Raw genomic sequence first — 13773 nt, 5'->3', positions numbered from 1 at the left:
ATGAACAATTTTCACTTAAAAATAGAGTTAAAGGAAAGCTTATGAAAGTGATCGAGGGTGGCTTCCCAGCGCCAAATGCAAAAATTGCTATCGTTATTTCTCGTTTCAACAGTTTTATTAACGAAAGCCTACTATCTGGTGCGATCGATACACTAAAGCGTCACGGACAAGTAAGCGAAGACAACATTACAGTAGTTCGTTGTCCTGGTGCCGTAGAACTGCCTTTGGTAGCTCAACGTGTTGCTAAGACTGGTAAATACGATGCTATCGTATCACTAGGTACAGTAATTCGTGGTGGCACACCACACTTTGACTATGTTTGTAGTGAATGTAACAAGGGTCTTGCACAAGTTTCTCTGGAATACAGCCTTCCAGTAGCATTTGGCGTACTGACTGTTGATACTATCGATCAAGCGATTGAACGCGCAGGAACCAAGGCTGGTAATAAAGGTGCAGAGGCTGCACTAAGCGCACTTGAAATGATTAACGTACTATCTGAAATTGATTCCTAATGGGGGCCAGTGTGAAACCAGCCGCACGTCGTAACGCACGTCAATTCGCTCTACAAGCGATCTACTCATGGCAAATTACTAAAGACAATGTTGCCACGATCGAAGAACAGTTTTTGTCTGGCGACAAATACGATGAAGAAGAACTTCACGCATCTGAGCCTGCACTAGCTGCTCCTGAAACAGACGTAGCTTACTTCCGTGAACTACTAAGCGGTGTTGTACTTAGCCACTCTGAGCTAGATAGCAAAATCCGTCCATACGTGTCACGTCCAATGCAAGACCTAGACATGATGGAACTTGCTCTTCTTCGCCTTGCTATGTACGAGATGACTCGTCGCGAAGATGTTCCTTACAAAGTGGTAATCAACGAAGCGATTGAACTTGCAAAAGTATTCGCAGCAGAAGACAGCCACAAGTTTGTGAATGGTGTGCTAGATAAAGCGGCACCGCACGTACGTAAGAAATAACAATTTCTTCAATAAAAAGGTCAGCAGATGCTGACCTTTTTTGTATCAATAGCTTTTACATCAAAAAGTAAGTGAATAATGTCTGGTGAATTCAATCTGATCGACAAGTACTTCGTTGGGCGTCAAAGCCAACGCAAAGACGTACACCTAGCGGCAGGTGACGACTGTGCGTTAGTGAAAGCGCCAGATAACGTACAAATTGCCATTAGTACCGATACATTGGTGGCTGGAACCCATTTCCTTGCGGATGCTAATCCTGCATGGGTAGCACATAAGGCGCTGGCATCGAATATTAGCGATCTCGCTGCAATGGGCGCAACGCCTGCGTGGGTAAGCTTCGCGTTAACCATGCCTGAGCCGGATGAAGCTTGGCTTGCTCCTTTCTGTGATGCATTTTTCGAGCTAGCGGATTACTTTGGTATTCAGCTAATTGGTGGTGATACGACGAAAGGTCCATTGAGTTTGACACTGACAGTACAAGGTTTTGTTCCAGAAGGCAGGGCATTGACTCGTTCCGGAGCGAAAGTCGGTGACTGGGTGTATGTGACGGGGGACCTTGGTGATGCAAAAGCAGGGCTTGATGTGATTTTGGATGGCTCATTACGCTCACGCATTGCAGCGCAGCAGCTTGAGAAAGCACATTATCTTAGTACACCTCGCGTATTAGCAGGGCAAGCATTGGTCGGTTTAGCTTCGGCGGCGATTGATATCTCCGACGGTTTAATTTCTGATATCAAACACATTCTCAAGCGTTCCGACGTTGGTGTGAGTTTAGATGTCTCCCAATTACCAATTTCTTCTGAGTTGGTTCAATTTTTAGATGATAAGGTCAGTGCTCAGCAGTATGCTTTATCAAGTGGTGAAGAGTATGAATTGTGCTTTACTGTGCCTGAGCAAAATAATGGCTCGTTGCAAAGCGCATTGTCTCACGCTGGTTGTAAAGTCACTTGCATAGGTCAGATTCGACCAAAAGGTACGTTTGAGCTGCACGATGACAATCAACCCCTTGATTGGGATCTGACTGGCTTTGACCACTTTAAATAATATGAGCTAGGCATCAGCCTAAGATTGAAACCAAACTCGCAGTATAGGCTTAAGGAAATGACCAACCCTCTCTCTCTGATTTCATTAAAGAACCCGTGGCATCTTTTGGCGACAGGTTTTGGTAGCGGTTTATCACCAGTAGTGCCAGGCACAATGGGTACGCTTGCTTCAATTCCGCTGTTTCTGCTTTTGGCACAACTGCCTTTCCCACTTTATGTGGTTGCGGTGTTATTCTCTTGTGTGATTGGCATTAAGATTTGCCAAGTGACATCAGATGACATGGGCGTTCATGACCATGGTTCTATTGTATGGGACGAGTTTGCGGGCTTTTGGATCACCATGAGTTTAGTGCCTGCATTGAATATTCCGCTAACAGAGTGGAAATGGTTACTCACCGGTTTCATCTTGTTCCGCTTCTTTGATATGGTAAAACCGTGGCCAATCGGTTGGTTAGATAAACGTGTTCACGGCGGCTTAGGTATCATGATTGATGATATCGTGGCGGGCATTATGGCGGGCATCGCACTGTTTTTAGTGGCGAAATACGCAGGTTGGATGTAATACCTATCTTTAAGATCTAGAATCGACAGATAAACAAAAGGGATGCCACATGGCATCCCTTTTTGGCTTCGTTGTAGGGTCTTACGTTCGTTTACTTAGCTAAGTAATCGTTGATCGACTTCTCGATGCCTTTTGCATCTAAGCCAAGATCTTCATGTAGCTCGTCTTGTGTGCCTTGAGGAACGAAGCGATCTGGCAAGCCAAGGTTAAGTACTGGCTTAATGATTTTATCTTGCATCATAAACTCAATCACACCCGCACCAGCACCACCTGCAATCGCATTTTCTTCTAGCGTAACCAGAACATCGTGCTCAGCTGCTAGCTGACGAATCAACGTTTCATCAAGTGGTTTAACAAAGCGCATGTCTGCTACTGTTGCGTCTAGGTTTTCAGCTGCTTCTAGCGCGTTACCCAGGAAGGTGCCGAAGCTTAGAATTGCCACTTTCTCGCCTTTACGAACCACACGACCTTTACCGATTTCAAGCGCAGTAAATTCTTGTTCAATGTCTGTGCCCATGCCGCTACCGCGTGGGTAACGAACGGCACTTGGACCAGTGTGCTTATGACCCGTGTACAGCATCTGGCGACATTCGTTTTCGTCGCTTGGTGCCATGATCACCATGTTTGGGATACAACGCATAAAGCTTAAGTCGAACGCACCTTGGTGAGTCTGACCATCTGCGCCAACCAAACCAGCACGGTCGATAGCGAACATCACCGGTAAGTCCATGATCGCTACATCGTGAATCAACTGATCGTAACCACGCTGTAGGAAGGTCGAGTAGATTGCTACGATCGGATGATCACCTGCAATTGCCATACCTGTCGCGAGAGTCACGGCGTGCTGCTCTGCAATCGCGACGTCAAAGTACTGTTCTGGGTACTCTTTCGAGAAGCGAACCATACCAGAGCCTTCACGCATCGCTGGCGTAATCGCCATCAGCTTAGGATCTTGCGCTGCCATGTCACATAGGAAATCACCAAAGATCTTAGAGAAGGTCGGCTTGCCGCCGCTGCTCTTCGGCAAACTGTTATGTGATGGGTCGAACTTTGGTACACCGTGGTAGCCGATAGGATCTTTTTCTGCAGGCTCATAACCTTTACCTTTTTTGGTCATGATGTGCAGAAATTGTGGTCCTTTCAGTTCACGCATGTTTTTCAATGTTTTGACTAGCTCATTTACATCGTGACCATCAATAGGGCCGATGTAGTTAAAGCCTAGCTCTTCGAATAACGTGCCAGGAACAACCATCCCTTTTAGGTGCTCTTCTGTGCGACGAACCAACTCTTTAATTGGTGGGACGCCAGACAACACTTTCTTACCACCTTCTCGGATAGAGGTGTACAAGCTGCCTGAAAGCACTTTAGCAAGGTGGTTGTTCAGTGCGCCAACGTTTTCTGAAATAGACATTTCGTTGTCGTTCAGAATGACCAGCATATCGGGGTGAACGTCACCAGCGTGGTTCATGGCTTCAAATGCCATGCCTGCTGTGATTGCACCATCACCAATAACACTAACAACTTTGCGTCCCTTTCCTTCTTTTTCAGCGCTGATAGCCATACCTAGGCCGGCACTGATAGAAGTGGATGAATGGCCAACAGATAGCGTGTCGTACTCGCTCTCTTCGCGCCATGGGAACGGGTGTAGTCCGTCTTTTTGACGGATGGTAGGCATTTGGTCACGACGGCCAGTCAGGATCTTATGCGGGTAAGCCTGATGGCCTACGTCCCAGATCAACTGATCAACAGGTGTGTTGTATACATAATGCAGAGCTACGGTTAGCTCTACTGTGCCTAAGCCAGACGCTAGGTGTCCGCTAGACTGACTCACTGAATTTAACAGATACGTGCGTAGTTCATCGCACAAAGTAGGCAATGTTTCTTTCGGAAGGAGTCGTAGCTCTTCCGGTGTATTTGCTAACGCCAGTGTTGGGTACTTTGAAATATCAAGAGTCATATAAATGCGCGCTTATTGTGTTAGTTCTTGCGCTCGATGACATATCGGGCGAACTCTTCGAGTAACTGAGTATTGTATGGGATTGCTTCTAATGCTTGAAGTGCTTCCTGTAACAGAGTGTGAGCTTTCTCCATTGCTCCCTCTAAACCCAGTAGAGATGGGTAAGTGCTTTTGTTCAGCTCTTGGTCTGAACCTTGCGGTTTCCCTAGTGTTTCCGTATCACTGATGATATCAAGAATATCGTCTTGAACTTGAAACGCCAAACCAACAGCTTGAGAGTAGCGCTCTAAGTGTGGCAAGACTTCCAAACCTTTTTCACCTGCTGCTAGCGCACCGAGTTTGACGGCACAATTAATCAGAGCGCCAGTTTTATTTCGGTGTATCTCTTCTAGCTCAGCGAGTGTAACTTGACGATTCTCTGCTCCAAGATCAAGCGCTTGGCCAACACACATGCCATTTGCGCCAGATGCTTGAGCTAAAGATTGCACCATCTTTATACGCTGGCTTTCAGCATTTGGATTCAGCTGGCCTTCTGCAATGATAGTAAAAGCTAAGGTTTGTAGCGCGTCACCTGTAAGAATTGCCGTCGCTTCATCAAATTTTATATGACAAGTTGGCTGACCGCGACGCAGTTCATCATCATCCATCGCTGGCAAATCATCATGGATAAGAGAGTAAGCGTGAATACACTCAATTGCCGATGCAGGCGTGTCGAGGTCTTTTAGTTGGCAGCCCAGCATTTGGCCTGTGATATAAACAAGGAAAGGACGAACACGTTTACCACCAAGGAGTAAGCCGTACTTCATCGCTTGAATCAATGGCTGCTGTTGGTGAGGCATTTGCTCAAGCCATTGATTGAGTTGTTGATTATTTCGTTGTTGATAAGACGTCAATGTCTCTTGCATCACATTGCTCACTACTGATTATTATTCTGACTCAGGGTTGAAGTCACTTAGTGGTGCTTCATCATCTTCACTAAGAAGAATGCTCACGCGTTGTTCGGCGTCACTCAGTTTCGTTTGGCCAGCACGAGCCAGAGCAATGCCTCGTTCAAATTTGCGTAAGGCATCATCTAAGGCAAGATCGCCATTCTCTAGTTGATCAACCAAGCCATCTAGCTCTTCAATGGTTGCTTCAAAGGTCATGTTTTCTGGTTTCTTGACCGCCATCTTTTATCTGCCTTAATCAAGCCTCTAATGAATGCACGCAAGTTACCTTAGCCTACTAACTTGGTCAAATTTAACCTTATATAATTGTCACAAAATTGGCTCTAGAAGACTCTGATGAGACAATCTTGATCATATAAATCGAGAGTGAACGATCATTTTGTGATGTATTAACCAAGATTTCTCTAAAAAAACTGTTCTAAGTGTCGATACAAGTAATAATCTGCTCAAGTGGCATAGTTAGATAGCATGAGGAGTGCTTTGTGGATTTAGCAACCCTAATAGGTTTGATAGGTGGATTTGCCTTCGTAATCATGGCGATGGTATTGGGTGGCAGTATCGGCATGTTCGTCGACGTCACTTCAATCTTAATCGTAGTGGGCGGTTCCGCTTTCGTAGTGTTGATGAAGTTCACATTGGGTCAGTTCTTTGGAGCAGCAAAAATTGCAGGCAAAGCCTTCATGTTTAAAGCAGACGAGCCTGAAGATTTAATCGCTAAGATTGTTGAAATGGCAGACGCTGCTCGTAAAGGTGGTTTCCTTGCGCTTGAAGAGATGGAGATCAGCAACAGCTTTATGCAAAAAGGCATCGATTTGTTGGTTGATGGCCATGATGCCGAAGTCGTAAGAGCTGCACTACAGAAAGATATCGCATTAACCGATGAGCGCCATACTCAAGGTACTGGTGTATTTCGTGCGTTCGGTGACGTTGCTCCTGCGATGGGTATGATTGGTACACTAGTTGGTCTGGTTGCCATGCTTTCGAACATGGATGATCCAAAAGCGATTGGCCCTGCGATGGCGGTAGCACTTTTGACTACCCTATACGGTGCGGTGCTATCAAACATGGTTTTCTTCCCTATTGCCGATAAGCTTTCTCTGCGCCGCGATCAAGAGACATTAAACCGCCGCCTAATTATGGACGGAGTGTTGGCGATTCAAGATGGTCAGAACCCACGAGTCATCGATAGTTATCTGAAGAACTACCTGAATGAAGGTAAACGTGTTCTTGAGATTGACGAGTAATTAGGGGGCTGTGATGGATGAAGATCAAAAATGTGACTGTCCGCCACCCGGTCTCCCGTTGTGGATGGGGACCTTCGCTGACTTGATGTCACTATTAATGTGTTTCTTCGTACTTCTACTTTCGTTCTCGGAAATGGATGTTCTGAAGTTCAAGCAGATCGCAGGCTCGATGAAGTTTGCCTTTGGTGTTCAGAACCAACTTGAGGTGAAGGACATTCCCAAAGGTACCAGTATTATCGCGCAAGAATTTAGACCAGGTCGCCCTGAGCCAACGCCAATTGATGTCATCATGCAACAGACCATGGACATCACACAGCAGACGCTAGAATTCCACGAAGGGGAATCGGATCGTGCGGGTGGTACTAAGCGTGACCAAGGTAAACTTACAGGTGGTCAATCGCCAGACACCTCAACACAAACGAATCAATCTTCAGAAGCTGAAATGCAGCAACAACAGCAGCAATCAGAAGCGAAATCTCAAGAGATGGAAACCTTGATGGAAAGCATCAAGAAAGCGCTGGAACGAGAGATTGAACAAGGCGCAATTGAAGTCGAGAACCTTGGTCAGCAAATTGTGATTCGTATCCGAGAGAAAGGGGCATTTCCAGAAGGTTCCGCATTCCTACAACCTAAGTTTAGGCCTTTGGTACGACAAGTCGCAGAACTAGTCAAAGATGTTCCCGGTATTGTTCGTATTTCAGGACATACTGACAATCAAAGGTTGGACTCTGAGCTGTACCGTTCAAATTGGGATCTATCATCACAGCGAGCGGTGTCTGTTGCCCAAGAAATGGAAAAGGTGAGAGGTTTCTCACATCAACGCTTACGCGTTAGAGGGATGGCGGATACAGAGCCAGTCGCTCCGAACGATACTGATGCCAATCGTGCACTTAACCGCCGTGTTGAAATCAGCATCATGCAGGGTGAACCTCTTTACAGTGATGAAGTGCCTGTTGTGAACTAATGCTCTTCACTCTCTATTGAAGAAAAGCGAGCTGATAGCTCGCTTTTTTTGTCTTTCCAATCCGCTTGGGTGTATAATCTTGCGCCCTTAAAGTGAGCTCATACTCTTTAAACTGACCGATAAGAGAATTCCATACGTACTTTTATATGGTTGTACAGTTATGGTGAGTGTCACTCATTGTTGATTGCGAAACTAACCTGCGAATTAGACTATGAAATTTATTGTAAAGCCCCATCCAGAAATTTTTGTAAAAAGTGAATCTGTGCGCAAGCGCTTCACAAAGATTTTAGAGTGCAACATTCGTAACATCGTTAAGAGCCGTACGGAATCAGTCGCGGTATTTAACCGTCGTGATCACATTGAAGTGACCTCTGAAAGTGATGAGTTTCACGCTGAAGTACTGGAAATCCTGACACATACGCCAGGTATTCACCATACTCTTGAAGTGAAACAAACAGAATTTAAAGATCTGCACGATATTTACGAGCAAGTTCTTGAACTAAGCGGTGCATCGATCGAAAACAAGACCTTCGTGGTACGTGCGAAGCGTCGTGGTAAGCACGACTTTACTTCTATCGAACTAGAACGTTATGTCGGTGGTGGTCTGAACCAAGCGGTTGAGAGCGCGAGCGTGAAGCTGCATAAGCCTGACGTAACCATTAAGATTGAAGTTTCAAACGATAAGCTAAATCAAGTACTGGCACGCCATAAAGGTCTAGGTGGTTTCCCACTAGGCACGCAAGAAGACGTATTAAGCCTGATCTCTGGTGGCTTCGATTCTGGTGTTTCTAGCTACTTGCACATTAAACGTGGTTCAAAAGTACATTACTGCTTCTTTAACCTAGGCGGTCCAGCACATGAAATCGGCGTTAAGCAGGTTTCACACTACCTATGGAACAAATACGGGTCTTCGGCGAAAGTACGTTTCATCTCAGTTGATTTCGAGCCTGTAGTTGCTGAAATCCTTGAGAAAGTTGACGATGGCCAAATGGGCGTGATCCTGAAGCGTATGTTTATGCGTGCAGCGGGTATGGTCGCTCAAAGAATGAAGATCGAAGCATTGGTAACCGGTGAAGCGCTAGGTCAGGTATCTAGCCAAACACTGACGAACCTACGCCACATCGATAACGTAACAGATACATTGATTCTTCGTCCGCTTATCAACTGGGATAAAGAAGACATTATCAACCTAGCGCGTGAAATCGGCACAGAAGATTTCGCGAAGACGATGCCAGAATACTGTGGTGTTATCTCTAAGAAGCCGACAGTGAAAGCGGTGAAAGGCAAGCTAGAAGCTGAAGAAGAGAAATTTGATTTCAGCATTCTTGAGAAAGTGGTTCAAGAAGCTCGCATGATGGACATTCGTGACATCGCGAAAGAGTCAGAACAAGCAGCTCCAGAAGTTGAGCAAGTACAAGCCGTAGAAGAGCACGCAATCGTACTGGATATTCGTAGCCCTGAAGAGGAAGACGACAACCCACTAGAAATCGATGGCGTTGATGTTAAGCACATCCCATTCTACAAGTTAGGTACGCAGTTTGGTGATTTAGACCAGACTAAGACATACCTACTGTACTGTGACCGTGGTGTGATGAGCCGCCTGCAAGCACTTTACTTGCAAGAGCAAGGCTTCAACAATGTGAAGGTTTACCGACCATAATCGTGTTGTAACGCAGACAATCACAAAAGCGCAAATTGAGAAATCAGTTTGCGCTTTTTTCGTTTTAGCACGCGCAAAAAATGGCTTTATGAAGTGATAATATTGAGCTTAATCGCACGCTTCGTAATTTGTACTGATATAACGATAATTAATCCGAAGTGAGGATGAAAGAGTGATATTACTGCCAGTTTTTGAAGAAGGTGGCGATGAGATATTTAGATAAAAAAACACCGCCTAAGAAGGCGGTGTAAGAAATTTGACAGACAGGTCAAAATAAATACAGGAAGTATATGTTTTGTCACAGGGAGTTGTACACAAAACATCATGGTAGAAATCTACCTAACTCGAAATACGAGTTTGCAAACACAACATCGCAACAGCAAGCCAATTGATTCTAAAAAGAATCAAGCCGTTCAGGCTCGCGTTGCGGGATGAAATATAGAATTTATCTGGCTGTTCGACAACGGACATTTTATAATGTTTCAGATAAAAAAAACTAATCCTACTTGAGGTCCCATAATGTCTCGCAGATTGCCTCCGTTGAATTCACTTCGCGTTTTTGAAGCGGCTGCTCGCCATCTTAGTTTTACCCGTGCAGCTGAAGAGCTATTTGTTACACAAGCGGCTGTAAGTCACCAGATCAAAGCCCTTGAAGAATTCCTATCTTTGAAGCTTTTCCGTCGTCGTAATCGCTCATTGTTGCTCACGGAAGAGGGGCAAAGCTACTTCCTAGACATTAAAGATATCTTCACTTCGATTGCTGAAGCGACAGATAAGGTATTGGAACGTAGCGAAAAAGGTGCACTGACCATCAGCTTACCACCAAGTTTTGCTATCCAATGGTTGGTGCCTCGGTTGGCGGATTTTAATGCCCAAGAACCGGACATTGATGTACGCATTAAAGCGGTCGATATGGATGAAGGTTCACTGACTGATGATGTTGACGTTGCTATCTATTATGGTCGTGGGAACTGGCCAGGTTTACGTGCTGATAAACTCTACCAAGAGTTTTTGATCCCACTTTGTTCACCTTCATTACTTTTAGGTAACAAACCATTAGAATCTCTAAGTGACCTTAAATTACATACCTTGTTACATGATACTTCTCGTAAAGATTGGAAGCAGTTTGCTCGCCAACAAAATATCGAAGGCATCAATGTGAATCATGGTCCAATTTTCAGCCACTCGACCATGGTGTTACAAGCTGCTGCACACGGGCAAGGGGTCGCTCTAGGAAACAACGTACTAGCCAAACCTGAAATGGAAGCGGGACGCTTAATTGCGCCATTTGACGAAGTATTGGTGTCGAAGAATGCCTTCTACGTGGTGTGCCACGAACAGCAAGCGGATATGGGACGTATCGCAACGTTTAGAGACTGGATGTTGGCAACCGCGAGAAAAGAACAAGAGGAAGTATTGGATGAGTCATTGGATAGCTGAGGGGCCTGAAAACGGACCACTGTTTATTTTTGCTCACGGCGCAGGAGCTGGCATGGAGCACGATTTCATGACTGCCGTCGCCAAGGGATTAGTTGAGCAGGGCATACGCGTGGTGCGTTTTAATTTTCCTTACATGGTTAAGCGAGCGGAAGATGGCAAGAAGCGTCCGCCTGACCGTGCACCAAAGCTTCTTGAAGCCTATGAAGAAGTGATCACTCACTTTACTTCTCAGCCAATCGTGATTGGTGGTAAGTCGATGGGCGGACGCATGTCGAGCTTGTTAGCAGATAATGAGCTGGTGGCGGGTATTGCATGTTTAGGTTTTCCTTTTCATCCTCCTGGTAAGCCAGAGAAATACAAAGGTGAACACCTCGCGAGCATTGAAAAGCCAACTCTAATCCTACAAGGCGAGCGCGATACTTTCGGTAAGCGCGAAGAGTTCGATAGCTTTGTGTTGTCAGAGCAAGTGAAAGTGAGCTTTTTGCCAGATGGTGACCATAGCTTTAAGCCTCGTAAGAGCTCAGGCTATACAGAAGCCGGTAATATTGCATTGACGGTAGAGCAGTTAGCGAGATTTGTTAAAGAGGTGTACGGTGAAAAGTAAGTGGTTACTCTCCTTTACTGGCATTTCTGGCTTAACATCAGTGGCGCTAGGTGCATTTGCTGCGCATGGTTTGAAAGCAAAGCTATCGCCTTATTTACTCGACGTCTTTGAAACCGGCGTTTTGTACCAGTTCATCCATACTTTGGCTATCGCATTTTGTGCGATTTTGCTGTTGCTCAATTTGGGACAAAAAGCACAAAAGTATTTTTTCATTGCCGCGATTTGCTTTATCATCGGCATCTTTTGTTTTAGCGGCAGTCTTTACGCGCTGGCGCTGACGGGCATTAAATGGTTTGGACCAATCACTCCGATGGGAGGATTGTTGTTCATGATCGGCTGGTGTCTGTTCTTTTTTGCTGCGTTTAATATCAAAGAGGTCTCCAAGTGAAACAACTAATGCTCTATTGCCGTTCTGGCTTTGAGAAAGAGTGTGCTGGTGAAATTCAGGACAAAGCAACACAGTTGGAAGTGTACGGCTTCCCTCGTGTGAAGAAAAACTCAGGTTATGTTGTCTTCGAGTGTTACCAAGATGGAGACGCAGACAAGCTAGCAAAAGGCTTAGACTTTAGCGCTCTGATTTTCGCTCGCCAAATGTTTGCTGTTGCGGCTGAGTTTGAAGCGCTACCAAGCGATGACCGTATCAGCCCTATTTTGGCAGAATTGTCTGAAATCGAAGCATTCCCACGTTGTGGCGATCTGCGTATTGAAACCCCAGACACTAACGAAGCGAAAGAGCTATTGAAGTTCTGCCGTAAGTTTACAGTACCAATGCGTCAAGCAATGCGTGGTAAAGGTCTGATGTGGAATAAAGACAACGCGAAGAAGCCTGTGCTGCACATTTGTTTTGTCGCGCCGGGTCATTGTTACGTGGGTTACTCTTACCCGGGCAACAACTCGCAGTTCTTTATGGGCATTCCTCGCCTTAAGTTCCCTGCGGACGCGCCAAGCCGTTCTACGCTGAAATTGGAAGAAGCATTCCACGTCTTTATTCCTCGTGAGGAGTGGGATGAGCGTTTGGCTCCTGGCATGTGGGGTGTTGACCTAGGTGCATGTCCGGGCGGTTGGACTTACCAATTGGTGAAACGTTCGATGTTCGTTCACTGTGTCGATAACGGCATGATGGCGGATAGTCTAATGGAAACCGGTCAAATTAAGCACCACATGGTGGATGGCTTTAAGTTCGAACCAGACCGCAAGAATGTAACTTGGATTGTGTGTGACATGGTTGAGAAGCCAGCACGTGTGGCTCATCTAATGGGTCAGTGGCTGCTAAAAGGTTGGGCGAAAGAAGCGATTTTCAACCTTAAGCTTCCAATGAAAGGTCGTTACGATGAAGTGCTGCAAGATCTTGAGAACCTAAAAATGTTCTTGATTGAGAATAAGGTGAAATTCAAGTTGCAAGCGAAGCACCTATACCATGATCGCGAAGAAATCACGATTCACATTCAATGTCTGTCTAATATCTCACCACACTAAGCTAACGTTTCTATGTGGTAGAACAGAATCAAAAAAGCGCCTTATACAGGCGCTTTTTTTGGTCTTAAGTCGAGTCTCTATTCCGTTTTATTTGGCCCTGTAAAGCGAATGTCTTGCAGGTTAAAGCCGAGCTCGATATCGCATTTCAGCGCTGCTACTCGCTTGCATAGACGTGCTGACTCAATGTGTTCATCCAGCTTCTTGCGATATTTCGGCACCAGCTCTTCACTTGCGTACGCTGCTTCAATATCTTCAAACTGGGTCAGAATTTCTTTTGCAGCCTTTGGTCCCACACCAGGCACGCCCGGCACTTGGCTTGAGCTTATACCCGTTAAGCCCCAGTAGTCGGCAAGTTGAGTTGGTTTTACACCAAATTCTTTTTCGATAAACGGTTCATCCAGCCAGCGGTGTTGGAAGTAATCTCGAATTTGTAGAGTCGGGGACAGCAGCTGGCAGTAACCTTTATCTGTAGAAACAATCGTGACCTTCTCTCCGTGACTGGCGACTTTGGTGGCCAAAGTTGCAACCAAGTCATCCGCCTCATCACCTTCAGATAGTAACGAATCAATACCTTGTTCCCACCACGCTTGTTGAATCGCGTCTAAGCCTTTCATCAAAGGCTCTGGCATGGGCTTTCGGTTTTGTTTGTAGTCCGGGAGGATTTCTGCGCGCCAACCGCGATCTTGCTCGTGGTGATCGAATACCGCAATGATATGGGTTGGTTGTGCTTCGGACAGGATGCGAGTCAGCGTTCTGCCTGTGGTGGTGATGGTTCTTGCTATGTCAGTTGGATCGGGTTGTGCAGAGTGCACACGGCGGATCAGGTTTAGGGCATCAATGATAACAAGATGAATAGACATAATGACTTAGCAATAAAAAAGGGGCGTAATGCCCCTA

The 13773-nt window shown here is 45.7% G+C and carries 15 protein-coding genes; 11 read left to right on the top strand and 4 right to left on the bottom strand.

Annotated elements, in window-relative coordinates:
• Positions 1–41 precede the first annotated feature (41 nt).
• The 4 genes from ribH (at position 42) to pgpA (ending at position 2584) form a co-directional block, all read left to right on the top strand.
• Complete coding sequence (ribH, locus tag BSZ04_RS20355; RefSeq protein WP_005440184.1) at positions 42–512, top strand: 6,7-dimethyl-8-ribityllumazine synthase; 471 nt, start codon at positions 42–44, stop codon at positions 510–512.
• Positions 512–979 carry a transcription antitermination factor NusB gene (gene nusB, locus BSZ04_RS20350; protein ID WP_005440182.1) on the top strand — a complete coding sequence of 156 codons (468 nt, stop codon included), beginning with the start codon at positions 512–514 and terminating at the stop codon, positions 977–979. Before ribH ends, nusB begins: the two co-directional genes overlap by 1 nt.
• A 78-nt stretch (positions 980–1057) precedes the next feature.
• Positions 1058–2023: a thiamine-phosphate kinase gene (gene thiL, locus BSZ04_RS20345; RefSeq protein ID WP_010446352.1), complete on the top strand. Its 966-nt coding sequence runs from the start codon at positions 1058–1060 to the stop codon at positions 2021–2023.
• Between the two features lie 57 nt (positions 2024–2080).
• On the top strand, positions 2081–2584 hold the full coding sequence (gene pgpA / locus BSZ04_RS20340) for a phosphatidylglycerophosphatase A (protein ID WP_088881253.1): 504 nt from the start codon (positions 2081–2083) through the stop codon (positions 2582–2584).
• Positions 2585–2675: 91 nt separating this feature from the next.
• Here pgpA and dxs read toward each other — a convergent pair whose 3' ends face one another.
• From dxs to xseB, 3 genes are read right to left on the bottom strand one after another with little or no spacing between them, the layout of a single operon-like run.
• Positions 2676–4541, bottom strand: a complete 1866-nt coding sequence (gene dxs / locus BSZ04_RS20335) for a 1-deoxy-D-xylulose-5-phosphate synthase (RefSeq protein ID WP_088881252.1) — start codon at positions 4539–4541, stop codon at positions 2676–2678.
• Positions 4542–4561: 20 nt separating this feature from the next.
• A complete protein-coding gene (gene ispA / locus BSZ04_RS20330) occupies positions 4562–5446 on the bottom strand; it encodes a (2E,6E)-farnesyl diphosphate synthase (protein WP_088881251.1) in 885 nt (294 codons plus the stop codon).
• A gap of 21 nt (positions 5447–5467) precedes the next feature.
• Entirely contained in the window at positions 5468–5710 is a 243-nt protein-coding gene (gene xseB / locus BSZ04_RS20325) for an exodeoxyribonuclease VII small subunit (RefSeq protein ID WP_038886016.1), read from the bottom strand.
• Positions 5711–5970: 260 nt separating this feature from the next.
• On the opposite strand from xseB, the gene pomA reads away from it, so the two are divergent.
• From pomA to rlmM, 7 genes are all read left to right on the top strand, one after another.
• Complete coding sequence (gene pomA, locus BSZ04_RS20320; RefSeq protein WP_088881250.1) at positions 5971–6732, top strand: flagellar motor protein PomA; 762 nt, start codon at positions 5971–5973, stop codon at positions 6730–6732.
• Between the two features lie 13 nt (positions 6733–6745).
• Entirely contained in the window at positions 6746–7696 is a 951-nt protein-coding gene (locus BSZ04_RS20315) for a flagellar motor protein MotB (protein WP_010446364.1), read from the top strand.
• 211 nt (positions 7697–7907) lie between these two features.
• On the top strand, positions 7908–9356 hold the full coding sequence (gene thiI, locus BSZ04_RS20310; RefSeq protein ID WP_010446366.1) for a tRNA uracil 4-sulfurtransferase ThiI: 1449 nt from the start codon (positions 7908–7910) through the stop codon (positions 9354–9356).
• A gap of 519 nt (positions 9357–9875) precedes the next feature.
• Positions 9876–10796, top strand: coding sequence for a transcriptional regulator GcvA (locus BSZ04_RS20305; RefSeq protein WP_010446367.1), 921 nt, complete (start codon positions 9876–9878; stop codon positions 10794–10796).
• Positions 10777–11400, top strand: coding sequence for an alpha/beta family hydrolase (locus BSZ04_RS20300; RefSeq protein WP_088881249.1), 624 nt, complete (start codon positions 10777–10779; stop codon positions 11398–11400). The genes BSZ04_RS20305 and BSZ04_RS20300 overlap by 20 nt, the downstream gene beginning before the upstream one ends.
• On the top strand, positions 11390–11788 hold the full coding sequence (locus BSZ04_RS20295; RefSeq protein ID WP_088881248.1) for a DUF423 domain-containing protein: 399 nt from the start codon (positions 11390–11392) through the stop codon (positions 11786–11788). Before BSZ04_RS20300 ends, BSZ04_RS20295 begins: the two co-directional genes overlap by 11 nt.
• Positions 11785–12876 carry a 23S rRNA (cytidine(2498)-2'-O)-methyltransferase RlmM gene (gene rlmM, locus BSZ04_RS20290; RefSeq protein WP_017188443.1) on the top strand — a complete coding sequence of 364 codons (1092 nt, stop codon included), beginning with the start codon at positions 11785–11787 and terminating at the stop codon, positions 12874–12876. Before BSZ04_RS20295 ends, rlmM begins: the two co-directional genes overlap by 4 nt.
• A 77-nt stretch (positions 12877–12953) precedes the next feature.
• On the opposite strand, the gene xni is transcribed toward rlmM, so the two are convergent.
• Complete coding sequence (xni, locus tag BSZ04_RS20285) at positions 12954–13736, bottom strand: flap endonuclease Xni (RefSeq protein ID WP_088881247.1); 783 nt, start codon at positions 13734–13736, stop codon at positions 12954–12956.
• Positions 13737–13773: the final 37 nt, after the last annotated feature.

Origin of the sequence: Vibrio rotiferianus, from assembly GCF_002214395.1 — a bacterium.
Taxonomy (GTDB): domain Bacteria; phylum Pseudomonadota; class Gammaproteobacteria; order Enterobacterales; family Vibrionaceae; genus Vibrio; species Vibrio rotiferianus.
Note: the sequence above shows the minus strand (reverse complement) of the source record. Positions and strands in the feature narration are given on the sequence as shown.

Excerpts from the sequence above, each read along its gene's own strand:
- nusB (WP_005440182.1), top strand. The coding sequence starts at position 512 with ATGGGGGCCAGTGTGAAACCAGCCGCACGTCGTAACGCACGTCAATTC.
- ribH (WP_005440184.1), top strand. The coding sequence starts at position 42 with ATGAAAGTGATCGAGGGTGGCTTCCCAGCGCCAAATGCAAAAATTGCT.
- ispA (WP_088881251.1), bottom strand. The coding sequence starts at position 5,446 with ATGCAAGAGACATTGACGTCTTATCAACAACGAAATAATCAACAACTC.
- xni (WP_088881247.1), bottom strand. The coding sequence starts at position 13,736 with ATGTCTATTCATCTTGTTATCATTGATGCCCTAAACCTGATCCGCCGT.
- BSZ04_RS20315 (WP_010446364.1), top strand. The coding sequence starts at position 6,746 with ATGGATGAAGATCAAAAATGTGACTGTCCGCCACCCGGTCTCCCGTTG.
- BSZ04_RS20300 (WP_088881249.1), top strand. The coding sequence starts at position 10,777 with ATGAGTCATTGGATAGCTGAGGGGCCTGAAAACGGACCACTGTTTATT.
- thiL (WP_010446352.1), top strand. The coding sequence starts at position 1,058 with ATGTCTGGTGAATTCAATCTGATCGACAAGTACTTCGTTGGGCGTCAA.
- thiI (WP_010446366.1), top strand. The coding sequence starts at position 7,908 with ATGAAATTTATTGTAAAGCCCCATCCAGAAATTTTTGTAAAAAGTGAA.
- pgpA (WP_088881253.1), top strand. The coding sequence starts at position 2,081 with ATGACCAACCCTCTCTCTCTGATTTCATTAAAGAACCCGTGGCATCTT.
- xseB (WP_038886016.1), bottom strand. The coding sequence starts at position 5,710 with ATGGCGGTCAAGAAACCAGAAAACATGACCTTTGAAGCAACCATTGAA.
- dxs (WP_088881252.1), bottom strand. The coding sequence starts at position 4,541 with ATGACTCTTGATATTTCAAAGTACCCAACACTGGCGTTAGCAAATACA.
- BSZ04_RS20305 (WP_010446367.1), top strand. The coding sequence starts at position 9,876 with ATGTCTCGCAGATTGCCTCCGTTGAATTCACTTCGCGTTTTTGAAGCG.